This is a genomic window from Natrinema sp. SYSU A 869 (genome assembly GCF_019879105.1).
GTDB lineage: Archaea > Halobacteriota > Halobacteria > Halobacteriales > Natrialbaceae > Natrinema.
Map to the genome: position 1 here is coordinate 210,234 of NZ_CP082249.1, position 23,506 is coordinate 233,739.

Here is a 23,506-nt window from a genome sequence, read left to right on the forward strand (position 1 = left end):
ACCGGCGGAACGAGACGCTGTGACCGAGAGCTCACGCTTAGAGCGGGTTCTCGCGGCTCATAATTGCGTCTTGATCGACGAATCCCGATAGCTTCTCTCAGCGATAGTTAATTGATGTTCGTCATAGATGAACGCTCTGTTGGCAGTACAGATGATCACTTCGCCAATCGAAAACCGACTGAGGGCTGGCACTAGCAGCGAACCTCTCTCGGACGCCCGATAGAGAACGAGACCGTGGCACCGACGACTCGAGACCCGAACGTTAGCGTTCGAGCGCCCACTCGAGGACGCGTGGTCGATAAGCTACCAGACGTCGATACGGCGTCTCAGGATTCCGCCGTGTCGCTTGAGCGAAGCCCCGGACTCTTCCCGGGTAGCGATCGAACGAAGCGGATAACCTCGCCGTAGAGCGCTCTAGTCCGAATCATTAAGACTCTGGGTCGAGTGAATTCTGCTCATGCAGACCAGTTCAGACTGCGGCGTCACGGGGACGCCGGCCGAGCAGCGCGTAGAGGAACTCTTCGAGGAGATGACGCTCGAGGAGAAAGCGGTTCAACTCGGGTCCGTGAACGCCGACAAACTCCTAGACGAAAACGGCGAGCTTGACGAGGAAGCCGTCGACGAGCATCTCTCAACCGGTATCGGCCACCTGACTCGTATCGGCGGTGAGGGAAGCCTCTCGCCGTCCGAGGCGGCCGAACGGACGAACGAACTGCAGGCGTATCTGCGAGACGAGACCCGTCTCGGCGTCCCCGCAATCCCCCACTAGGAGTGTCTCAGCGGGTACATGGGTCCCGAGGGGACGACGTTCCCGCAGATGATTGGGATGGCGAGCACGTGGTCGCCCGACCTCCTCAAGACGGTTACCGACACCGTCTGGGACCAGCTAGAGGACATCGGGACCGCGCACGTGCTGCCGCCGGTCCTCGACGTCGCCCGCGATCTCCGTTGGGGACGCGTCGAGGAGACGTTCGGCGAGGACCCCTATTTGGTCGCGGCGATGGCGTGCGGGTACGTCGACGGGCTTCAGGGGGACGGCGATGGCGTCTCCGCGACGCTAAAGCACTTCGTCGGCCACGGCGCTGGCGAGGGCGGGAAGAACCGGAGTTCGGTCAACCTTGGACGACGTGAACTCCTCGAGACGCATCTGTTCCCCTTCGAAGCGGCGATCCAAACGGCGGACGCCGAGTCGGTCATGAACGCCTATCACGACGTCGACGGAGTCCCCTGTGCCAGCGACGAGTGGCTCCTGACGGACGTGCTTCGGAGGGAGTGGGGATTTGACGGAACGGTGGTCTCGGACTACTACAGCGTCGAGTTCCTCCGGAGCGAACACGGCGTCGCCGCGGACGATCGAATCAGGCGGAGCGCTTCCTCAGCCCGTTCGAGAACATGCAGTATCCGCTCGGGACGACCCAATCGGGAGTCGATTTGTTAGCCCTGATTATCGACTCGACGCCGTTCATCCTACTGATGGTACTCGCGGGCGGGGTGTGGGCGACCACCCTCGCAGTCGTGGTCGGCACCGTCTCGGGATACAAAGGGGTATGGTCGACACCGTCATTACCTCGATCTCCGACTTCTTCATGGCGATCCCGGGACTCCCGCTCGTCATCGTCCTGACGATCGCGCTCAGCCCGGAGAATCCGATACTGCTCGGCGTCGTGCTGACGATCAACTACTGGGCCGGACTGGGCCGCTCGATACGGTCACAAGTCCTCTCAATACGGGAGGAAAGCTACATCGAGGCCTCCCGGACGATGGGAACGAGTACGTGGCGCATCATCACCAAGGACGTAGTGCCGAATCTCATGCCGTACGTGATGGTCAATTTCGTGCTCGCCGCACGCTACACGATCTTCGCGGCCGTCGGCCTGTACTTCATCAGCGTATTACCGTATACGGGGCAGAACTGGGGCGTCACGCTGAATAACGCGTATTATCAAGGTGGCCTGTTCACGATGCAGGCAGTCCACTGGCTCCTCGTCCCGATCATCGCCATCGTCGGGCTGGCCTTCGGACTCATCCTGTTGAGTCAGGGGATGGACCGGATCTTCAATCCCCGAGTCCGGACTCGCCTTACCGGCGAATCCGAATCCGTAACGGAGGAAAACGACGCGTCGACAACGGAGACGATGTGACATCCTCCCGCGCCTAAAGGCGCGGGCCTCCCACCCGGTGTTTGCCGGGCAGGTCAATCCTGACGGTTGGGGGTCTACGGTTTGTGACCGACAGCACTGGCTCTGCCACGAAGCCGTTACTCCTACCACAGCGATGGCTTGGAGGTATCTTATTTTGTGTCGGTCGGCGCGGTCGGCTTACTTGTTTGATTTCGGCTCTCGCCGTGGCAAACACCGAGTCAACTGCCAGTTTTCCGCGCACGACTGTTGTGACGAGTAGATGACCAATCAAGCTTACGGTGCGTATCCACGGCCTGAAGACCGTGTATTACGCCTGTTCCTCAGTATAATGGCTACCGATAGCTCATCCAGCGAACGAGTCGTATCGCAGGAAACCGTCGAAGATCCGATCTTCGAGATCGAGAACACGAACGTCACCTACAACGGAGGCGAAACGTGCGTGCTCGACGACGTCAACGTCAGCATCGACCGACACGAGGTCCTCGGCATCGTCGGCGAGAGCGGGAGCGGCAAATCGATGTTCGCCTCCGCGCTGCTCGACGCTATTCCGGATCCTGGAGTCCTCACCGGACAGATTCGGTACCACCCGAAAGACGGGTCCACGGTCGACCTCCTCGAGTTGAGCGACGAGGAACTCCGCAAATTCCGCTGGGAGGAGGTGTCCATGGTGTTCCAGGGCGCGATGAGTTCGTTCAACCCGACGATGAAGATTGGGGCTCACTTCACTGAGACACTCAAGGCCCATGACAAGGACGTCTCGGAGGGACTCGACTTCGCTCGCGAACTCCTCGAGAACCTCTATCTCGAGCCGGAGCGGGTACTCGACGCGTACCCCCACGAACTCTCTGGCGGGATGCAACAGCGTGCCCTGATCGCGTTGAGTATGGTCCTGGACCCGGAGGTTCTGGTGATGGACGGAACCGACGGCCGCGCTCGACTTGCTAATGCAGCGGTCGATCCTGACGTTGCTCGACAACTTACAGAGCGAGTATGACCTGACGATCGTCTTCATCACCCACGACCTGCCACTGGTCGCGTCGCTGGCTGATCGAATGGCGATCATATACGCGTTCCAGTTCGCCGAGATCGGGCCGCGCGACGAGATAATCGGGAACTCGGCGCATCCGTACACACGGAAGCTGTTGAACGCGACGCCGAACATCGATGCGCCGCTCACAGAGATGCAACCCATCGAGGGCGAAGGCCCCGCCCCGGTGAGCGTTCCGTCTGGGTGCCGATTCGAACCGCGGTGTCCGCTCACGACGGAAGAGTGCCGGACGACTGATCCGCCATTGGCCTCGTTCGACGGGGAACACACCGATCACCGCACGGCGTGTCACCACTGGCGAGAGGCGCGCGAGGAGATCGAACTCAATTTCGGCGAGACGAGCAACGACGTCGAGAGCGCCACCCGGGCCGGGACATCGGAATCGCCAGCGGTGGAACGCGACGAAGGGGCGAGCGAAACGCCGCTCCTATCGCTCGACGACGTCGAGGTCCACTTCACCGAGGAGCAGGGACTGCTCGAGCGGTTCACTGAAGCCCCGAACGAGGTCCGGGCAGTGGACGGCATCTCGCTCGATATCGAGGAACAGAACCTCGTCTGTCTCCTCGGCGAGAGCGGCTGTGGCAAGACGACGTTGGGGAAGACACTGATCGGACTCCAGCGCCCGACCAGCGGCTCGATCGAGTACCGCGGACAGGATATCTGGGAGACGAAGGACAGCGGCGGCGAGATCCCGTACGGCGACATCCGGTCAGCGCTCCAGATCATCCATCAGGACCCGGGGAGCGCGTTGAATCCCAACCGGCGCATCGTTGACATTCTCTCGGAGTCGCTCAGACACACATCCGAACATCGGCGAAAGCGAGCGTCGGAGCCGAATGCACTCCCTGCTTGAACGGATCGGTATGGCCCCGGCGACGGAGTTCCTCGATCGGTATCCCCACAAACTCTCAGGCGGCGAGAAGCAACGCGTCGCGCTCGCTCGTGCGCTCCTGATGAACCCGGACGCGATCCTCGCCGACGAGGCCATCAGTGCGGTCGACGTTTCGCTGCGCATCGAGATCATGGACCTGATGCTGGAACTACAGTCGGAGTTCGAGACTTCGTTCCTGTTCGTGTCCCACGACCTCTCGAACGCGCGGTACTTCGCCGAACACGGTGACGGCCGGATCGCCGTCATGTACCTGGGCGAGATTGTGGAGATCGGCTCCGCTGAGCGGCTCATTCACGACCCTCGGCATCCGTACACCGAAGTGCTTCGATGGGCGACACCGGACCTCGATCTCGATTCGATGGAGGCCAGTGACCCACCGCTCAGGGAAGTCGACGTCCCGGACCCGGTCGATCCGCCCTCAGGCTGTCGATTCCACACGCGATGTCCCGTCGCCCGAGAGGCCTGTCGCGAGGAGCACCCGAACCTGCAAGCGGTCTCCGACGGGGACGGGGAGGCCGCTTGCTTCCGCGAGGATCCGAATCACGAGTACTGGGACAGCGACCCTCTAGACGGGGCCGTCGAGACGCGCGAAGATCTCGCGGAGCACTGAGACGCACCGTTCCCCTCACGTTCGATCGACTCCCCTTCGGTTCTCGGGACCTGGCCGGCGACAACACTATTATTATGCGAGCGGCTGTACTCCGCACCGATGACACGGTACGAGCCGGATTCCGTTGACGGAACGCTCTTCCTCTCTGCCGAGGACGATCGAATCGAGATCGGTGCGATCGACGACATCGTCGATGTGATCGGTGACGAGACGCACTCGATCGAGTACGACCAGACACAGCGGACACAGCCGTGGCTGGAAACCGACGACGGCGTGCTCGAGATAGACGTTCGCGAGACGGTGACGACGCTCCCGCACACCGAAGAGACGGTTTCCGAACTCCGGGAGTACGACATGGAAACCGAGCGATACGGGCTTCCCAGGCGAACCGTCGAGTTCGCGGATCGACTCACCACCGTCCTCGAGCAACAGGGGACGGACGCGTCGTCCGACGAGAGGCAGCAGTGACCGTTGTGTCCTGGTAATCCGATGATCGGACTGAGACTTCCACACCGGTCTCGGCCGCCTCGTAGATAGACGTGAGGGCCCGCCTGTCGACGAGCGCGTGTTCGCTGTGGGGTTGAGAGCAGTTCCCTCGGCAGACGCGTCCGCGAAGCCACAGCGTGTGCGATGGGCGCGGACGCCGATCTCGTTCTCTACTCGCAATTTACTCGTCGATGGCAGTTGCGCTGCTACGGCTGGGCTGGCGGCCGCCAAGACGCCGAGCACGCTGATCGATTTGAGGACGGTCTGCCGTCTATTCTCGTAGCTGAGTGACTGCTCTGTCACCGGTATCTTTCGCTCCGGCAGACATCTATCATATCTTTCTATCCAATTATGATGATGGATGGGCGTATCCTTCCCTCTCGGAGAACCGAGATACGTCTCATAACCGCGATTACGGGCCGTTCCGAAGGGAAACGGAAAGAGGACACTGATGCTTCTGCCGTCCCTCGATCGGCGGAACCGATTCTTCGTCCGGGTACTAACCGAGACACTACCGATGTCGGAGCGACATTCAGCGGAGAGGACTCACGGACGCAGATGTTCAAATGTCGTATTTCCCTGTTTCACGCCGATACAGGCCGTTTTAGCGCTGTTCCGAACGCAGTGAGACGCGACCGGTCGGCGGATGGTACCGGTTCCGTTTTTCAGGGACGGTCCGTGTTATCTAATATCCGTCAAGATATAGGACACGTTTACACTCCTACTAGGGGATTACAAACATAAGGCCGTAATTCCAAACAGAGGAGGAAAATTCTCACGTCAGAATTAGCGTCTGTTACGAACTGAGACGTAGATATCCACCTATCACAGTGTGAGACTCGAACGCGCGTGTCAGTAGCGGCCGTCGTAGCGTGCGTGGGCATCACTGATTGGGAGCCGACAGTTTCGTCTCAGCGAAGCGAATGTCCGTTCACCATATACGAACGCTCCATCAGCGCTGAGAACGATCACGTTCTCGGTAGAGTAGAACACTTTTCGTCTGAACGAATCGGTTTTCCCATCCGATGAGTGGCGTGAACGTTAGACTGATCGCTCGAGGCCATCGACGGACCATCGAATCAGTCCCTTGGTGTGATTTTCCTGAAATAATTGTGTGAAGATTCAGATCGTGAAACCCAATGGTCGGATATCACACAGGACAAATGCATGGTTTTTTATGGACGTGCGAAAATGTGGTATACGGACACATGGTAGCCACCGCACCACTGATAGCGTTCGGTATCGGACTCGTCTCCGTGATCTTGTTCCTTGTCGTATGGGACGTTCCGGCTTTCGTCGGATTGATACTTTCGGCGCTGCTCGTTGGGACGACCAATGCATTCCTCCTGACCGATGTCGGCATCGGCGGCATTCCCGAAGCCGTTGCGACGGCGTTCGGGAACAATATGGCCGGCGTCGGGATCCCAATCCTGATGGCGGCGGTGATCGGGAAGTCGATGACGGACTCCGGAGCGGCCAACCGGATCGTTCGGTCCTTTCAGTCGTTCGTCAGCGACGACAACGCCGACCTCTCGCTCTGGGTGAGCAGTTCGATCCTCTCAATCCCCGTCTTCTTCGACAACGTGTTCTACCTGATGGCTCCCCTCGCCCGCGCCATGCGCGCTCGAATCGGGAAGAACTACGCGCTGTACATCGTCGTCGTCGGCGGCGGTGGCGTCGCAATGCACGCGTTCGTGCCACCGACGCCGGGGCCGCTCGCGGTCGCCCAGGAACTCGATCCGGAGCGATCCATCCTCGGTACGACCATCATCATCGGACTGGCGGTCGCTCTTCCCGCAGCGCTCATCAGCGGAATCCTCTTCGGCCGATTCATCAACCAGTACGTCGATATCCCGCTCCGTGATACGATGGGGACGACCGTCGAGGACCTCGAGGAGCAGGCGTCCAAACCCGCCTCGAACCTGCCGTCGTTTACCGAGTCGATCCTTCCGGTCATCGTCGCCGTCTCCCTTATCGCTGCCAGTACGGTCGTCAACACGTTCGTGGACGTCTACCCCGCGCTCGAGTCCGTCCAGCCAGCGACGGATTACGTTGGCAACGTCAACTTCTCGCTGACCCTCGCCGCGGTGATCGCCTCGCTCACGTACCTTCGGATGGACGACTTCCCGCGGTCAGTCTGGGAAGACGAGATCACTGACGCGCTGCGAAACGGCGGGAATATCGCCGCGATTACCGCGGCCGGCGGTGCGTTCGGCGCGATGCTCGCTGAGGCCGGTATCGGCGAAGTCGTCGCATCGACGCTCGACGGTATCGGTATCGGACTCCTCGTGACTGCTTGGCTCATCGCCGCGATCCTTCGCGTTGCGCAGGGGTCGGTCACGGTCGCCATGCTGACCACGGGCGGGATCATGGCCCCGCAGGTTCCGGAACTCACCGTCCACCCGGCCTACCTCGTGATGGCGATCGGCTCGGGTGCCGTCATCTGCTCGTGGTTCAACGACTCCGGCTTCTGGATCGTCAAGGAAATCGGCGGGCTCACGAAGGCCGAGACGCTGAAGACGTGGACCGCACTCACGATCGTGCTCTCGTTCTCGAGTCTGGGCTTACTCCTCGTGTACTCGACGGCTTTCCCCCTCGTCTAACCCAACTGCGTTGCCGATAGCCGGTCGACCATCGGGACGGCGGTATCGGGCTCGAACCCGATCCGTGCCGATTCTTTCGTTACAAGCTGCATGTTACCAAACAGAATACTTAATCCGATCCCGCTCGACGGTCCTGTATGGAAAACGGACTTGTCGTCGTCGAAGAAACTTCTCACCACGCGGCCCTCCTCCGTGAAGCGGCACAGTACGCACGTGGAGGCGACGCGGAACTGGTCGTACTGGCGTTCGCGACCGGTGAGGAGATCGGCCCCGGCGTTCGAAAGATCGAATCGATCGGCGAGATCGAGGGAATCTCTGACGACGACGGCGAAGACGCCATTATCGACGCGGCCGAGACCGAACTCGAGAAATTCGTCCAACGAACGCTCGATGAGACCGCAGTCGAGTATACCGTCGCCGTAAACGTCCTCTCGGAGGGATACGGAATGGGAACGCTCAACGCCGCGGCCGAATACGACTGCGATCACGTCTTCATCGCCGGTCGAAAACGCTCGCCGACCGGGAAGGCGATCTTTGGCGACTGGATCCAACGCGTATTGTTGAACTTTGACGGGGCCGTAACGGTCTCGCTCGAAGAGGACGGCGGGCGGGCGGCCGATTCGTAGACACACTGAGTCGCGAACGGCAGTTGAACCCTGTCATCGTCACTCACTGTCATCGGTCATTTTTTATCAGATCGGAAAATACACAAGAACATGCTCGATTGGATCGACAACTATGAGGAACGAACCTGGCAGACGACCGAGAGCGGTACCGTCAGATACGCCCTGCTCGGCCTGGGCTGGTGGACGATCGATGTCGCGCTACCGGCGATCGAATCGTCGGAGCTGGGTGAAGTGACGACGCTCGTCAGCAGTTCGACAGAGAAAGCGACGCGGCTCGCCAACGAGAACGACGTGGCACGCGGGATCAGTTACGACGAGTTCCACGACGGCGAAGCGAGCGACGAGTACGACGCTGTCTACGTCGGGACGCCGAACGCCTACCACCTCGAGTACGTCGAGACCGCGGCCGAACTGGACAAGGCCGTCCTCTGTGAGAAGCCGATGGAGGCGACCGTCGAGCGCGCCGAAACGATGGTCGAGACCTGCGAGGCCGCGGACGTCCCGCTGATGATTGCGTACCGTATGCAGACCGATCCCGCGGTACGGCGAGCCCGCGAACTGATCGCGGACGGGTTCCTCGGCGACCCGGTCTCGGTCTACGGCCACAACAGCCAGCCGCTCCTCGAGATGATCCCCGATCCGGACCAGTGGCGGCTCGACCCCGATCTGAGCGGCTACGGGACCTCGGTGATGGACTTGGGAATCTACTCGATCAACACGACGCGATTCCTGCTCGGGCGCGACCCGGTCAGCGTCCACTCCGAGATGGCCTCGAGCCACGAGGCCTTCACAGAGATGCCCGACGAGCGCGCTTCGTCGCTGCTGGTCTTCGAGGATGACGTCCAGATGATCTCGACCTCGAGCCAGAACGCCCACGAGGACACCCACCTCAAGATCACGGGAACGGAGGGCCAGATCGAACTGCGGCCGGCGTTCCACGGGGAGTGTTCGCTACAGCTCTCACGCGGTGATCTCTCGGTTACGGTCGAGCACGATAGCTTCGACGCCGAACGCGAAATGGAAGAGGAGTTCGATTACTTCGCCGACCGCCTCCTCGGTGACGGCGAGATCTATCCCGACGGCCGACACGGTCTGCAGGATATGCGGATTATCGAGACCCTCCACAAATCCGCCGAACGGGACGAGCCGCTCGACCTCTAGCCGCGGTCCCGATCAGTCCTCGTCGTCCTGTGCGTCCACCGTCGCCACGGCCGCGAGGTTCACGATATCCTTGACCTCGTCACCCCGCTGGAGGACGTGAACCGGTTCATCCATCCCGACCAGCATCGGACCGATGGCGTCCGCACCGCCCAGCCGCTGGAGCAGCTTGTAGCCGATGTTCCCGGCCTCGAGGTTCGGGAAGACCAGCACGTTCGCCGGCTTCTCTAAGTCGGTGAACTCGTAGGTGCCGGTCAGCATGTCCTCGACGACGGCGGTGTCGGCCTGCATCTCGCCATCGACGGGGAACTCGACGCTTGGGTCCTCGCGGAGGCGGCGGGCCGCCTCGCGAGGTTTCCGCGTTCCTTCGTTGTCGACGCTGCCGAAGTCGGAGTACGAAAGGAGGGCGGCACGGGGGTCGACGTCGAACCGGCGAGCCAGCTCTGCGGTGTGGCGAGTCACTTCCTCGAGGACGTCCTCGCCGGGAGCCTGATTGACCGTTGCGTCGGCGACGAAGATGACGCGGTTCTTGAACGTGAGCATGTAGACACCGGCCGCGTAGTCGGCGTCGTCTGCCGTGCCGATCACCTGTAGCGGTGGTCGGAGCGCCGACGGGTAGTGGTTCGTCAGTCCCGTGAGCATCGCGTCAGCGTCACCGCGGTCGACCATGACGCTCCCGAAGTAGTTGGTGTCGTCGCGGATCATCGATTCGGCCTCGCGGCGGGTGACGCCGTTTCGCTTTCGACGCTCATAGAGGTGGTTGGCGTACACCTCGTAGTCGCCGCTGGCGGGATCGACGACATCCGGCTCGAGTTCCAGACCGAGGTTCGCGACGGTGCTGCGAATCTCGTCTTCGTCGCCGATCAGGATCGGTTCTGCGATGCCCCGTTCGACCATCTGTGACGCCGCTCGCACGATCGTCTCGTCGGTTCCCTCGGCCAGCGCGATCCGCTTCGGATCTGATTTCGCCTTGTTGAGCACGACCCGCATCATTTCGCGGGACTTGCCCAGGCGCGCCTCGAGCCGTTCGACGTACTCGTCGATATCGGGCTCGACGCGGGCCGCACCCGACTCGATCGCCGCCTGCGCGACTGCTGGTGCGAGTTCGAAGAGAACGCGGGCGTCGAGAGGCTTGGGAATAATGTAGTCGGGCCCGAACTGCAGCGGTTGGTCGCCGTAGGCTTTGACCACTGAATCGGGCACATCCTGTTTGGCCAGATCAGCCAGCGCCGTCGCCGCTGCGACCTTCATTTCCTCGTTGATCTCGGTCGCGCGGACATCGAGTGCACCGCGGAAGATGAAGGGGAATCCGAGAACGTTGTTCACCTGGTTGGGGTAGTCGGACCGCCCCGTCGCCATGATGACCGTATCGTCGCGGGCAGCCTTGGCTTCCTCGTACCCGATCTCCGGATCGGGGTTTGCCATCGCGAAGATGATCGGGTCCGTGGCCATTGACTGCACCATCTCCTGGCTGACGATGCCGCCGGCCGAAAGGCCGACAAAGACGTCCGCACCCGGCATTGCGTCCGCGAGATCACCCTCGGGGAGGTCTCGGGCGAACTGTCGACTGTACTCGTCTAAGTCGCCGGATTCGGCCCGCTCGGCCGTCAGAATACCGTCGATATCACACATGGTGATATTCTCCCGGCGGACACCCAGCGAGACGTAGAACTTGGCCGTCGCGACCGCCGCCGCGCCTGCACCGGCGAACGTCACTTCGAGGTCCGCGAGGTCTTTTCCAGAAATCTCGACGGCATTGAGCAGGGCGGCACCGCTGATGATGGCGGTGCCGTGCTGGTCGTCGTGGAACACCGGGATTGACAGGCGCTCGCGGAGTCGTTCTTCGATCTCGAAACAGTCCGGCGCCGCGATGTCCTCGAGATTGATCCCGCCGAAGGTCGGCTCCATTGCCGCGACCGATTCGACGAACGCGTCCGGATCGTCGAGATCGAGTTCGATATCGAAGACGTCGATATCCGCGAAGCGCTTGAACAGGACGCCTTTCCCCTCCATAACTGGCTTCGAGGCCTGTGCACCGATGTCGCCGAGGCCGAGCACGGCTGAGCCGTTCGAGACGACGCCGACGAGGTTCCCTTTCGTCGTGTACTGGTAGGCCTCGCCCGCATCCGCGTCGATCTCTCGACACGGTGCGGCGACACCCGGCGAGTATGCGAGCGAGAGGTCCCGTTGCGTGTTCGTCGGCTTCGTCGTCGCGATCTCGATCTTGCCCGGCGGGTCGATCCTGTGATACTCGAGTGCGTCTTCGTCCATTGGTATGATCGTGTGTCTCCGGCGGACCGACAAAAGTGTACGGCTGCGCTCGGTCATCTGCACCAATCGAAACGTTCGTCCGATGGAAACCCGATTAGTCCGCGGCGTGACGCGGAACGTGGCCACAGTCGAGACACTGCCACGATCGCTCTTCGAAGGTGAGCGCGCCCTCGCAATCGGGACATCGATACGGCTGTACGACTAGCTGCTGGTGGGCCGTCATTATCACCTCTTCGATGGAATTGGGCTTAAACCTTCTCCCTAGGCGTCACAACCCGGATCACGAACCGAGAACGACACCGTTACTTAATGGGAAACGGAAGGCAGCTAATCGCCGATCGTATCGGCAGACACGCCGGGCTAGGGACAGCGCCCGTGTCGACTTCATCGGCTATCACCCACGGAATCGGCGGACGGACTACTGGGGGTACTCTCCGAACAGGTCTTCCCGACAATTCAGCAATAGCGAACATCGATCGGACGGAACGCAGCCGCTAGTGGTTTACAAACATAGCTCTGTAACCGGCCGCGTCGTCGGCCGGTTCCAATCGGTCCCTCCTCGTCTCCGCCCCACAATATGCGTGACCAATATGGCAAAGAGACGAAATTAGAGCTAAATACAATCCGATATTTTGGCTGGGATAGATCCCGTTTCAGTAGTTCTGAACGCCTATATTGCTGTGAGAGGCGGTCTCTGAACGGTTCCGATATCGGTACGATCTGACAGCTGGTTGCTCTCGTTCCATGACACTATATTTATACTATTGGCGAAATTTATCGCTGATTACGGCACCCGTCCGGTATCGAACTCGCTCGTCAGTCCCGGAGGTAATCACAACATTTGTACGACAGGCATCAGTGACATCCGGTATGACAGACGACTCGAGTGGTGGGCGACGAACGAAGGTCGAACGAGTGATGGACCGGTACGGCCTCGAGGACTGGGGAGAGCGTCTCGAGGCCGAGTGGATCGGTGACGGGACGGAACGAACGAGTCTACGCGATCTCGCGACCGAGTTCAATCAGGCCGTACTCAGCGCGGCTGTGCGCGACGCGGGCTCGTCCGTCCTCGAGACGGACATCGACTCGCTCTATCGAACACTAACGGACGACGACGTGTCGCGATCCGATGCGGTTCGGAAACGGCGCGAACTCGAGCGTTCGGGTGTCGATATCGACGACGTTCAATCTGACTTTGTTACCCACCAGACGATTTATACGTATCTCACGAACGTCCGCGACGCCTCTCTTCCGGAGGAAGACCCCGAGGACCGAATCGAACGAAAGAAAGAAACCGTCCAGCGCCTTGCCGGCCGCACGCAAGTCATCACGGAATCCACGCTCGAGGAACTCGGTAATGCCGGCGAGATCACGGATCGGGAGTACGAGGTGTTCGTCGACGTTCGAACGATCTGTGGGAACTGCGGTGCCGACTACCCGATCGCTGACCTGCTCGATCAGGGCGGCTGTGACTGTGACGGCGCTGACGCCGCGTGAGCCACCCGCCGAAAAGCGGCCGTAACCAAATAGCATTTAGTTCAGCGGCGAGAAGAGGATATCGTGTCATCTCCAGAGTCAGTCACCTCGTCGATCACCGTTACGGCGGAGAACATCGGCGGGATAGACAGTACTGAGGTAATGCTCCAGCCCGGCATGAACGTCCTGACTGGCCGGAACGCGACGAACCGAACGTCGTTCCTCCAGACGATCATGGCGGCGCTTGGTAGTCGACGATCATCACTGAAAGGCGACGCGGACGCCGGTCACGTCGAACTGGCGTTCGACGACGAGCAGTACACGCGATATCTCGAGCGACGCAACGGCGAGGTCGTCTTCGACGGCGACCCATACCTCGACGATCCGGAGCTCGCGGATCTGTTCGCCTTCCTGCTTGAGTCCAACGAGGCACGTCGCACCGTCAGACGGGGCGACGATCTCCGCGAACTCATCATGCAACCGATCGATACCGACGAGATCGAAGCGGAGATCAGCCAATTCGAGGCTGAAAAGCGCGAACTCGACGATCGGCTCGAGGAACTCGCCCAGCTCGATAGCGAACTCCCCAACCTCGAAGAGGACCGCGTCGCACTCGAGAACGAGATCGAGACCACCACCGAACGGATCGACGAGCTCGAAGCCGAACTCGATGCGTTCGATCTCGACGTCGAGGCGAGTCGCGAGCGAAAGGAAGAGATCGAGTCGGCGTTCGCCGACCTCCAGGACGCACGGACCGAACTCGAGTCCATCGAGTACGATCTCGAGACCGAACGAGAGAGTCACGACGAACTCGAACGGGAACGCGACGAACTCGAGGCGGAACTCGAGACATTCGACGACGAGCAGGAGTCACCGGACCGACTCGAGGGGCGCGTACAGGAGCTTCGCAACCGGAAGCGGTCGCTCGACACGACCGTCAGCGAACTCCAGAGCGTGATCCGATTCAACGAGGAGCGACTCGCGGACGACGGCCTCGACCTCGATCTCGAGGAATCGGTCGAGTCGGACGAGACGGACGACGGCGATATCACCGAACAGCTACTCGCGGACTCGGATGACGTCGTCTGCTGGACATGTGGCTCTCAGGTCGACCGCGATCGGATCGAATCGACGCTCGACCGATTGCGCTCGCTCCGCCAGCGAAAGCTCTCCGAGCGGAGCGACCTGCAAGAGCAGATCGACGAGTTCTCCGACCGACAGAAGGAGCTTCGGAAGCGACGCCGGAAACGCGGGGAGGTCGAAACGCGACTCGAGGCGATCGAGGACGAACTCGAGCAGCGATCCCAGCGCATCGAGGAACTCGAGGCGGATCTCGAGGACCAGCAAGAGCGGGTTGACGAGCTCGAATCGGACGCTGAGACGTTCGAAAACGCGGAGTACGGTGAGGTAATCGAGACCCACCGCGAACTGAATCGGCTCGAACTCGAACTCGAGGACCTCAAGGAGGAACGCGACGAGGTCGAGGATCGAATCGAGGAGATCGAAGCAAAGATCGACGAGCGCAGCGACCTCGAGGACCGCCGCGAGACGGTCGAGGACGAGTTGACCGATCTCAGAACGCGCGTCGATCGGATCGAAGCGAACGCCGTCGACGCGTTCAACGAGCACATGGAGTCGATCCTCTCGATTCTGGAGTATCGAAACATCGATCGCATCTGGATCGAACGCCGCGAGAAGACGGTCCGGGAGGGGCGACGGAAGGTCACGCGGACCGCGTTCGATCTCCACATCGTCCGGACGACCGAGGACGGCCGGACCTATGAGGACACCGTCGATCACCTCTCGGAGAGCGAACGCGAGGTCACGGGGCTCGTCTTCGCGCTGGCCGGGTATCTGGTCCACGACGTCCACGAGATCGTGCCGTTCATGCTCTTGGACTCGCTCGAGGCGATCGATTCGAACCGGATCGCCGACCTCGTCGAGTACTTCGAGGAGTACGTCGACTGTCTCGTCGTCGCCTTGCTTCGCGAGGACGCCGAGGCGCTATCGGAGTCGTATACGTACGTCGAGGAGATCTAGCTGTCAACGATTTCCGGTTCGTTCCGACTCGGTCTCCATCCGTGATCCTCGTGCACAGCGTCGATCGGCAGAGTTTGCTCATCGGAGTAATCGAACCAGACGATACGGTATGGGCATAGACACAATAGAGATATAGTATAGAAATCCATGTATTCCGATGTAGAATGTTCTGTAGCCCCTCTTGCGCTCACAGACACCACTGAAAGCCGAATAGATCGCCTTGGACAACGGAATATGGGGCAGCACCTTTCGACGAACCGTCTCGGTCAGGACGGTCGATCGGACGAGAAACCGAGGAACTCGAGATCGTCGAATCGATCCAGAGTCCGCTGTACTATCGCGTATGCGGTACGTAACGGTAGCAGGATCGAATACTGTCTGAAGAAGTGAGTCGAATCACCCTCGATTCCGTGTCTCGAACATACCACCTAGAGATAATAGAACTGAAACTGATAGACCGCCAGTAACCGTTACGTCCATCTCTCGAGCGGATCGATCGAATCGATCTCCGCTCTCACTCGATCGCAACGGTAAGACGAGTACTGGATATCGGACTGGGTTGAGCGACTCGAGTTGCTTGGGGTCGCCGTCGACCAACGACGTACACGCCGTTGCATGTGCAGTTGTAAGCTACAATATTGCCGCTATCGTGTTCCCCGTATGAACTGTTCCACGATACCACGGTCGCGGCCACTCGAAATGACGCGGCCACGGACCGTTGAGTTGGCGGACCGTCAGTGGTCAATCGGTCGGTCGTTCGAACGACGCGTTCCGTCGGGGAACCCATGAGCGATCGTTCGTCGGAGACGATACCGATCGAGACCCAGGGCCATGCGAGCGATCAAACTCGTACCGAGTCGGAGCGCTCGAGCGGACGCGGCAGACGGCTGGCCACCACGGCCGTCGGGGGGATACTCATCGTCGCCGGTCTCAGACGGCGATCGATCGGCGGTGCGGCGATGGCGCTCGGCGGTGGGTGGCTCATCGCTCGCGGCGTCAGCGGGCGTCGCCGTCCGCTTCGAGACCGCAGTATGGGAGTCTCTGGAGAACTGGACGAATCCGTGGCTGAGGATGCTGGCGGCCCGGTGACGGTCGAACGATCCATCACGGTCGGCGCGCCCGCGGACGAACTCGCGGAGTACTGGCGCGACCCCGAGCGACTGACGCGGATTATGGGTCCCGTCGCCGAGGTGACCGGTGCCGGCGAGGACCGCCACCACTGGGACGTCCAGACGCCCCGCGGTCCCAACCTGACCTGGGAGACGGAGATAACGGACGCCGAGTCCGAACCGGACCTGCACTGGAAGACGCGCGAGGGGGCGATGATCGCCAACGAAGGCAGCGTGCGCTTCCAGCCGGCACCAGGGGAACGGGGGACGACGGTGACGCTTCGGTGGCAGTTCGACCCGCCGGGGGCACCATCGGTACCGCGCTGCTCCAGCGACTGGGGATCGTTCCCGAAACGATCGCCGAGAAGGCACTCCATCGGTTCAAGAGCCTCGCCGAGACCGGCGAAATTCCGACCTTAGAGCACAATCCATCCGCGCGGGGTAGCGGCGACCTGCTTTAGGCAGTCTCGGTTCCCGAGGCGACGGTTCAATCACCAGGCGCGGATTCGGGTCGATAGCCGCGACTGATGACCTTCCAGTGGCCGGCAGCGAACCGATAGTACGTGACGACGGCGGGAACGAACGTCTCGAGGATCAGCGCCGCGTAGAGCGCGCCGATTCCCAGCGGCATGATGGCCTCGAGGGGCCCCGCGGGAATCGAAACGGCCCCGAGAGCGGCGACGGGGAGCGCGAACACGTAGAGTCCGAGTACCTGGCCGTAGAACGGCCAGCGGGTGTCACCGCTCGCACGGAGCGGGCCGGTCGCGCCGCCACTAATGCCGCGGAAGACGACGCTCACGCAGGCGACGACGATGAAGGTGGTTACCAGCGGCAGGATCGACGGATCGTCGACGAAGAGCCGCCCGACCTGTTCGGCGAAGAGAAGGACGATGGTCGCGCTGAATAGATACACGGCGGTCCCGAACCAGAGCACTTCGTAGCCGTACGTGTCGGCGTCACTCTCATCGCCGGTTCCGAGTTCCTGACCCACGAGACTGCTCGAGGCCAGCGAGAAGCCCCAGCCCGGCGTGTCCATCAGATCCCGGACGCGGCGTGCGACGACGTAGGCGGCCACCACGTTCGGTCCGAACAGCGCGACGATGGCAAGCATCGGGAACTGCGCGGCCCGCCGAGCGACGTTCGTAAACACCAGCGGCGCGCCGATGTCGATCACGTTCCGGACGTCCTCGAGGGTCGTGTACGGCCGCGAGAGGTCGATTGTCACAGGGAACTCCCCGATCACGGGGAGCCGGCCGACGGTAAACCCGGTGACGAACGCCGCCAGGACGAGGACGTTCGCCAGTACCGTCCCGATCGCAGCGCCGACGACGCCCAACTCGAGGACGAACAGCAGGACGGCGTTAACGGCGACGTTGGCGACTGCGCCGCCGGCGCGGAGCATCATGGGCGTCCACGCGTCGTCGGCACCGACGAGCGTCCGGCTGGCGATCAGGTTCACGCCGGCAAAGGGTACGCCGAGCGCGAGGATTCGGAGGTAGTCCGCACCGTACGCAGTCGACGCCGCGTCGTTCCCGACGAGTCTGATCAGTTGTTCGGGAACCGTCCAGTAGAGGACCGCGAGGGGAATGGTAATCGCGACGACGATGAGCGCGCTGGTCGTTACCGCCAGCGACAGCTTTTCGGTCGCCTGCGCGCCGTAGCGCTGCGAGACGAGACTGATCGTCGCGCCGGCGACCCCGCCACCGATCGCGAACGCGATCGACCAGAACGGGGTCGCAAAGCCGACGCCAGCGATCGCTGCCGGACCCAGCGCGATCCCGACCATGGCCACGTCCGCCGCGGACTTCGACATCCGGGCGATGCCGGTGACGATCCGCGGCCAGGCGAGATCGGTGGTCCGCTCGACGCGCTGAGAGTCGACGATCCCGACCCGCGCGAGCAGGGAGCCGATCGACAGCAGGAGCCAACGGAATGGATTCGGCACTCGAGAAGCCACACTCGATCGTTCGAGTCTCAGCGCTAAAACGCTTTATACCTCAGTGATACGTCATGGTCGATCACGCGATATAGGCCGTATTGCTGGCTGTATGCCATCGAATAGCTCACGCATCTCTGTGTTTCAACATAATCAGACGGATACTTCCGGAGACTGAAACGGACTCATCTGTGGGCCAGCTAGTATGTGTCCCTACGGCCGGATGTCCGCTCGAGAACGAGCGATTTCGAATCGACTCTGACCGAGATGCAGAGTCGTCTGTACGGTAGGATACCTCGATAGAGCCGAGCGAGGCGAGCGGTGGATAGTACCAGCCAGCACAGTGTGACGACCCACGCGGGTGCAGGCAGTACTGGCTTGTCTCGGACCCGCTCACCACCGATTATGTGTGCAACGTTTTCGCCGGACGACATCGACAAAACGGTCGAGAACGCGAACGGGGAGGTGATCGGCACCGTTACTGAAATCGAGGGCGGCACCGCTCACGTCAAACCGCGTTCCGGCGTCATGGATTCGATTAGGGCGGCTCTCGGCTGGGAGCGAGCCACCGGAGATACCGTGGTAATTCGCGAAGGCGCGGTCGGAACCATCTCGGACGACGTGATCCGACTTGGGCCGGAGCCCAAGGATCCGGAGACGGCGGCGCGTACCGATATCGACGATGCCGGCCGAGACTCCGAGCCTGACGTCATCGTGGACCGGGGTCCAGACTCTGACGAAGCGGACGAGATCGAGCCATCGGAGTCGGCTGCGGCGGGCGATCGAAACCCACCGGGCGATCCCGTCGAGGAGAGGGGCGGCGCTGACGAACTGTATCCGGACGACGAGATCGGCGGTGCCGACGAACTCGAGGAGACGCAGGAAACGCATCCGGCGGCGGATACCGACGACGCCGATGCCGACACTGCATTCGACGAGCCGGTCGCGGATGACGACTCGTTCGAGGCAGACGAGCAACGCGAGTTCGATGCCCCGAGCGCGGCCGACGAGATCGTCGATACCGATGCGCGGGATGGGCTCAAGGACACTGCAGCGATCGACGAGACGGCATCGACAGACGAGCCGGATGCGGCGGAAACGGACGAAGCCGCGGGGGCGAACGCGGTCGACGAGAGCACCGAGATCGGCGACTCGGACGAGCGTACCGACCTCGAAGACCCGTCCCGAACCGACGAATCGGGGCGGACGGAGATCGACTCTTCGGACAACGCCGATGAGAGCGGAGCCCCTGACGAGGCCGCATCGACCGTGGATATGGCGGACGAACGGGGCGCGACTGACGGGATCCAGTCGACCGAGACGGGCACTACTGAAGAAGGGAGGGCGGGCGAAAGCCAGTCAGCGTCGGCAGGGTCCGCGGACGCGAACGAGATCGATCGAACCGTCGAGAGCAACTCCTTCGAAGACGTCAGCGACGGGTTGGACGACGCCGAGGAGCGCAATCCGGCCGAGGATATGGGCCTTGCGGACGAACTGGACAACGGGATCGATATCGAATCGACTGCAGAGAGCAATGAAACCGCCGAACACGAGGAAACGGCACACTCGAGGCCGTCGGAAGAGGAGAATCTAGTCGATGAGTTGGATCGGGGATCGGATATCGAGTCGGTCACGGATGACGACCGTGAGACGGATCCCGATATCGATCCTGATGCCATCAGTGGGGAACAGACCGGAGCTGAGGCCGGCGTCGAGATGGTCGACCGCCGAATCGTCACCGAGGACGACGCCGATATCGACCACCGCCCAGCCGAGACGGCCGGTGACCGCGATCGAACAGCGCTCGAAGACCTCGAGATGGAGCCCGAAGAGAGGAAAACCGAAACGAGGGCATCGGAGGTGGCCGCGAGCAACGATCGGAGTCAATCAGCCACTCCGCTGTCGGCCATGTTTGCCGCCCAGCGAGCGGCGCTAGAGCCGGGCAAACAGGCAGTCGAACTCCAGCAGCGACTCGCCCGAAACGCCGTCTCCAGCGGGATGGCACTGCAGCGCCAGCAGTTGCGACTCGCTGAGACGGTCGCCAGCACGCCCGTCGAACTTGCCGCCACGATGATGGGATCGAGAGAGGAACCGTCTCGTGGCCGACGCGAGGAGTCGCACGCGGGACCGGATCGGCCCGACGAGGGTATCGCTCGGGACCACGACCGGACGGTGGCGCTACTCGAGCGACACGTCGAACGGCTGGAGGAGCTGCACCGGCAGTTAGCGGCCAACCCTGACGCCACGCACCGGCGGCTCGAACTCGTCGACGGACTCGATTCGATGTACCGCGAGCGACTCGTCGATGCGGGCATCACCTCGCTCGACGACCTCGCTCAAGCCGACAGCGAGACCGTTGCCGACGCGGCCGAGGTCACCGAGAAGCGAGCGGCAAGCTGGATCGAGCAGGCCGATACCTGACGGACTCGACGGTTGCACGGACTCTTCGCTGTTGTTCGAGGTCGAGTTCGATTGGGGACTCCGGTATCGTTGGGTCGACTATCGCTGCGGCCCCTTGCAGATTTATTGTCCTCGAGGGCATCCCTTACGGAAGAGCGACACAGTACTTCACGTGATGACCAGCGACGATCGATACAAACTGTTCGGCGTCTACGTCTCGGAGCCAGTCTCCGACGCGCTCGAGGGGTTTCTGTACGAGGAAGCCGGCGTCGTCGACTACGAGAACTATTTCGATCCATCCGAATCCGACGTCCCCGTGGGCGATCCCGGTGGCGACGCGACCGATCGGCTCGTCTCGGACGTGGTCGCAAACTTCGCGGCCCTGTACGATGAGGCGGATTTCGAGGCCGCTCGAGGGGTCGACGCCGACACGTTCGTACTTGCCCACCTCGCCGCCGAGCCACAGACGGTGACGCGCGCTCGCGAACGCTTTCAGGCCGCCGCCACGATTCAGGAGACGGACAGTCGAACAGTCCACACTGCGCTCCTATCAGCCTATCTCGCGAGAGAAAACGGGCTCGAGAAGCGATAAGAGATCGCCAGTCAAACCCGTCGGTCAGGCCTCCCGTAGGTCAACGATACTTACCCAGTGGTCGGCGTACTCGGCTTCGTGATCGCTGGCGTCGCTGTTCGCGTCGGCCCAGTCGGTGTGCTCACTCTCGAGGTCGCAGCTGTCACATTGCAGCTGGTATGCCATGTGTTATACTATCACCCGTGTTGGCTTAAGCTTCACCGCTAGTCTCTCAGGTGCTGTTCAGATTCGTAAGGAAGTCATGAGGGGAGTAGCCTAACGGGATAAAGCAGGTATAGCCATCCCCCAAAGAAGCTAGTGTGTATAATCGCACAACGGCGACGCCCCCAGACAAGAGACTTGATCGAATCCAGTTTGCCAATGCTGGCTTCAAATATAAACACTCCTACGCAGTCTGTGGGTTCACAGGGAACAAGGTGACGAGTGGGTTGGGGCAGATTTGAACTGCCGACTTCCTCCGTGTGAAGGAGGTATCATAACCGGACTAGATCACCAACCCGCACGAGAGAATTCCCGTGCGTTTAACTTAAGACTTCCTTTCACCGATCGTCGTCGGCCCCACTCGAGCAACTCGCCGCTACCCGGGCTCGTGCCAAGCCAAGCCCGCCCGCGCGTCTCTGCTCGCTGCCTGACTACAGTGACATCCGCCACTGCACCCTCGACACGACCGCGTTCGGGTTCCGGTTCGGTTTCTCGTCCGAGGAGGACTTGAGCCCGGGCCACAGGTACCGCGAGGGATTCGGTCACCCCAGACGGGCATGTTCGACGGCTCGAGCGAGGGAGTATCGGCTGTCGTGGAACTGCCTGTCCATGTAATTCACATACATGAAGAGGGCGAGCGTGGGTAGAGTTCTTTCGCGGACAGCACAATCCGACCTCGAACTACCTGTGGCCCAGAGCGTCCCCGAACCCGTGGGGAACGCCACGGTTTCGCGCGATCAATTAATAGCGGACGGTGCACGAGACCTACCCGCCATGAACGAGTTACAGCCGGTCGCCCTCGAGCGTGAGGATGCGACCGCCGATCTGGTCGTCGCTGCCGACCGCGTCGCATCGATGGGCGGGGGCTTCGCGGTCGCTCGCGACGACGAGGTCGTCGCGGACCTCACGATGCCGATCACCGCGACCGCCGCCGAAATGGCCCCGACGCGTTCACGACCGAGTTCGCGGCGCTCGAGGCGTCCCTCCGCGAGAGCGGCGGCGATATCGAGCGGCCGCTGTTGACTACGCAGACGCTGACGTTCCCGGCGTCCCCGCATTGGAGCTCACGCCGTCGGGGTACGCGGACGTGCTCGGCCGATCACTCGTCGGCCGCAGGCCTGACCCTGATTTCGATTCGGATTCCGTGAAGTAACGGGTCCCTCGACGGTCGCCTCGAGTCGTTTCGAACGATCTACCGGAAGCGGTCTCCCGAATAGAAATATGTCACATGACCTCATCCAGCAGTCCAGAGTTCGCCGATAACCGGCCTTTCACCCGGTAACACTCACGTTAGCGAGAATATAACTGTTTCAGGTACATATCAGATAACGTAATGCAACTACAAACGCGACTCGCAGATCAGAATCGGTTCCAGCAGACGAACGGAGGACACGCAACGGCCTCGAGTCTGGAGGTGAGTGACTGATGGCGCTCGAGAGCGGTATCGGTGCGGTACTCCTGCTCGTGGGTAGACTGCTCTTCGGTGGCCTCCTTGTCTATCAGGGAATCAATCACTTCCTTGCAACTGATATGATGGCTGGCTATGCCGAGTCAAAGGGTGTTCCCGCGGCCAAGTTCGGCGTCGTCGCGTCGGGCGTGGTGCTCGTCCTCGCGGGGCTCGGCATCGTTCTCGGCGTCTATCCCATCATCGCCGCGGGGATGCTGGCGGTGTTCTTCCTCCTCGTCACACCGTTCATGCACGACTTCTGGGCGGTCCCCGAGGATCAGCAGCAAAACGAGATGAACCACTTTCTCAAGAACGTCCAACTGCTTGGCGTCTCCCTGCTCGTGTTAGTCTTCGCCGGTGAGACCTGGGGCTACGCGCTAAATATCGGCCTCTAACGATAATCGATAGTTCACTTCGATTCTCTCGAATCGGCACCGATAGCGAACGCGATTACACAATAGCCCTCCATT

15 protein-coding genes, 1 tRNA gene and 3 pseudogenes are annotated in these 23,506 nt (G+C 61.4%); 14 read left to right on the top strand and 5 right to left on the bottom strand.

Going from position 1 to position 23,506, the window contains the following annotated elements:
• Positions 1–457 precede the first annotated feature (457 nt).
• The 7 genes and pseudogenes from K6I40_RS28995 to gfo6 form a co-directional block, all read left to right on the top strand.
• A pseudogene (locus K6I40_RS28995) lies at positions 458–1,348 on the top strand (glycoside hydrolase family 3 N-terminal domain-containing protein); the annotation flags it as partial.
• 8 nt (positions 1,349–1,356) lie between these two features.
• Positions 1,357–2,141, top strand: a pseudogene (locus K6I40_RS09195) (ABC transporter permease); the annotation flags it as partial.
• A gap of 328 nt (positions 2,142–2,469) precedes the next feature.
• A pseudogene (locus tag K6I40_RS09200) lies at positions 2,470–4,691 on the top strand (ABC transporter ATP-binding protein).
• 99 nt (positions 4,692–4,790) lie between these two features.
• Positions 4,791–5,159 carry a hypothetical protein gene (locus K6I40_RS09205; RefSeq protein ID WP_222918741.1) on the top strand — a complete coding sequence of 123 codons (369 nt, stop codon included), beginning with the start codon at positions 4,791–4,793 and terminating at the stop codon, positions 5,157–5,159.
• 1,226 nt (positions 5,160–6,385) lie between these two features.
• Positions 6,386–7,780 (top strand): SLC13 family permease, encoded by a 1,395-nt coding sequence (locus tag K6I40_RS09210; RefSeq protein ID WP_222918742.1) that lies wholly within the window; start codon positions 6,386–6,388, stop codon positions 7,778–7,780.
• Between the two features lie 137 nt (positions 7,781–7,917).
• Positions 7,918–8,406 carry a universal stress protein gene (locus K6I40_RS09215; protein ID WP_222918743.1) on the top strand — a complete coding sequence of 163 codons (489 nt, stop codon included), beginning with the start codon at positions 7,918–7,920 and terminating at the stop codon, positions 8,404–8,406.
• A 90-nt stretch (positions 8,407–8,496) separates the two neighbouring features.
• A complete protein-coding gene (gfo6, locus tag K6I40_RS09220; RefSeq protein WP_222918744.1) occupies positions 8,497–9,567 on the top strand; it encodes a D-xylose 1-dehydrogenase Gfo6 in 1,071 nt (356 codons plus the stop codon).
• Between the two features lie 12 nt (positions 9,568–9,579).
• Here gfo6 and K6I40_RS09225 read toward each other — a convergent pair whose 3' ends face one another.
• On the bottom strand, positions 9,580–11,835 hold the full coding sequence (locus tag K6I40_RS09225) for an NADP-dependent malic enzyme (protein ID WP_255681918.1): 2,256 nt from the start codon (positions 11,833–11,835) through the stop codon (positions 9,580–9,582).
• Positions 11,836–11,929: 94 nt separating this feature from the next.
• Positions 11,930–12,058 carry a hypothetical protein gene (locus K6I40_RS28335; protein WP_255681920.1) on the bottom strand — a complete coding sequence of 43 codons (129 nt, stop codon included), beginning with the start codon at positions 12,056–12,058 and terminating at the stop codon, positions 11,930–11,932.
• A 647-nt stretch (positions 12,059–12,705) separates the two neighbouring features.
• On the opposite strand from K6I40_RS28335, the gene rdfA reads away from it, so the two are divergent.
• From rdfA to K6I40_RS09240, 3 genes are all read left to right on the top strand, one after another.
• Positions 12,706–13,332, top strand: coding sequence for a rod-determining factor RdfA (rdfA, locus tag K6I40_RS09230; RefSeq protein WP_222918745.1), 627 nt, complete (start codon positions 12,706–12,708; stop codon positions 13,330–13,332).
• 63 nt (positions 13,333–13,395) lie between these two features.
• Entirely contained in the window at positions 13,396–15,351 is a 1,956-nt protein-coding gene (locus tag K6I40_RS09235) for an archaea-specific SMC-related protein (protein ID WP_222918746.1), read from the top strand.
• Positions 15,352–16,136: 785 nt separating this feature from the next.
• Complete coding sequence (locus tag K6I40_RS09240; protein WP_222918747.1) at positions 16,137–16,880, top strand: SRPBCC family protein; 744 nt, start codon at positions 16,137–16,139, stop codon at positions 16,878–16,880.
• A 67-nt stretch (positions 16,881–16,947) separates the two neighbouring features.
• Here K6I40_RS09240 and K6I40_RS09245 read toward each other — a convergent pair whose 3' ends face one another.
• Positions 16,948–18,405 carry an MATE family efflux transporter gene (locus tag K6I40_RS09245; protein WP_222920323.1) on the bottom strand — a complete coding sequence of 486 codons (1,458 nt, stop codon included), beginning with the start codon at positions 18,403–18,405 and terminating at the stop codon, positions 16,948–16,950.
• Positions 18,406–18,801: 396 nt separating this feature from the next.
• On the opposite strand from K6I40_RS09245, the gene K6I40_RS09250 reads away from it, so the two are divergent.
• Entirely contained in the window at positions 18,802–20,817 is a 2,016-nt protein-coding gene (locus tag K6I40_RS09250) for a helix-hairpin-helix domain-containing protein (protein WP_222918748.1), read from the top strand.
• Between the two features lie 154 nt (positions 20,818–20,971).
• The gene (locus K6I40_RS09255) at positions 20,972–21,388 is read left to right on the top strand and encodes a hypothetical protein (RefSeq protein ID WP_222918749.1); all 417 of its coding nucleotides are present in this window, start codon (positions 20,972–20,974) and stop codon (positions 21,386–21,388) included.
• A gap of 24 nt (positions 21,389–21,412) precedes the next feature.
• Here K6I40_RS09255 and K6I40_RS09260 read toward each other — a convergent pair whose 3' ends face one another.
• Together K6I40_RS09260 and K6I40_RS09265 are read right to left on the bottom strand one after the other, a co-directional pair.
• The gene (locus K6I40_RS09260; RefSeq protein WP_222918750.1) at positions 21,413–21,553 is read right to left on the bottom strand and encodes a hypothetical protein; all 141 of its coding nucleotides are present in this window, start codon (positions 21,551–21,553) and stop codon (positions 21,413–21,415) included.
• 259 nt (positions 21,554–21,812) lie between these two features.
• A tRNA-Val gene (locus K6I40_RS09265) sits at positions 21,813–21,887 on the bottom strand.
• 476 nt (positions 21,888–22,363) lie between these two features.
• Between K6I40_RS09265 and K6I40_RS09270 the strand changes: the two genes are divergently transcribed.
• Positions 22,364–22,612 carry an adenine deaminase C-terminal domain-containing protein gene (locus tag K6I40_RS09270; protein ID WP_222918751.1) on the top strand — a complete coding sequence of 83 codons (249 nt, stop codon included), beginning with the start codon at positions 22,364–22,366 and terminating at the stop codon, positions 22,610–22,612.
• Positions 22,613–23,014: 402 nt separating this feature from the next.
• Positions 23,015–23,431 carry a DoxX family protein gene (locus K6I40_RS09275; RefSeq protein ID WP_222918752.1) on the top strand — a complete coding sequence of 139 codons (417 nt, stop codon included), beginning with the start codon at positions 23,015–23,017 and terminating at the stop codon, positions 23,429–23,431.
• Positions 23,432–23,506 lie beyond the last annotated feature (75 nt).

Excerpts from the sequence above, each read along its gene's own strand:
- K6I40_RS09205 (WP_222918741.1), top strand. The coding sequence starts at position 4,791 with ATGACACGGTACGAGCCGGATTCCGTTGACGGAACGCTCTTCCTCTCT.
- K6I40_RS09210 (WP_222918742.1), top strand. The coding sequence starts at position 6,386 with ATGGTAGCCACCGCACCACTGATAGCGTTCGGTATCGGACTCGTCTCC.
- K6I40_RS09215 (WP_222918743.1), top strand. The coding sequence starts at position 7,918 with ATGGAAAACGGACTTGTCGTCGTCGAAGAAACTTCTCACCACGCGGCC.
- gfo6 (WP_222918744.1), top strand. The coding sequence starts at position 8,497 with ATGCTCGATTGGATCGACAACTATGAGGAACGAACCTGGCAGACGACC.
- K6I40_RS09225 (WP_255681918.1), bottom strand. The coding sequence starts at position 11,835 with ATGGACGAAGACGCACTCGAGTATCACAGGATCGACCCGCCGGGCAAG.
- K6I40_RS28335 (WP_255681920.1), bottom strand. The coding sequence starts at position 12,058 with ATGACGGCCCACCAGCAGCTAGTCGTACAGCCGTATCGATGTCCCGAT.
- rdfA (WP_222918745.1), top strand. The coding sequence starts at position 12,706 with ATGACAGACGACTCGAGTGGTGGGCGACGAACGAAGGTCGAACGAGTG.
- K6I40_RS09240 (WP_222918747.1), top strand. The coding sequence starts at position 16,137 with ATGAGCGATCGTTCGTCGGAGACGATACCGATCGAGACCCAGGGCCAT.
- K6I40_RS09250 (WP_222918748.1), top strand. The coding sequence starts at position 18,802 with ATGTGTGCAACGTTTTCGCCGGACGACATCGACAAAACGGTCGAGAAC.
- K6I40_RS09255 (WP_222918749.1), top strand. The coding sequence starts at position 20,972 with ATGACCAGCGACGATCGATACAAACTGTTCGGCGTCTACGTCTCGGAG.
- K6I40_RS09260 (WP_222918750.1), bottom strand. The coding sequence starts at position 21,553 with ATGGCATACCAGCTGCAATGTGACAGCTGCGACCTCGAGAGTGAGCAC.
- K6I40_RS09270 (WP_222918751.1), top strand. The coding sequence starts at position 22,364 with ATGAACGAGTTACAGCCGGTCGCCCTCGAGCGTGAGGATGCGACCGCC.
- K6I40_RS09275 (WP_222918752.1), top strand. The coding sequence starts at position 23,015 with ATGGCGCTCGAGAGCGGTATCGGTGCGGTACTCCTGCTCGTGGGTAGA.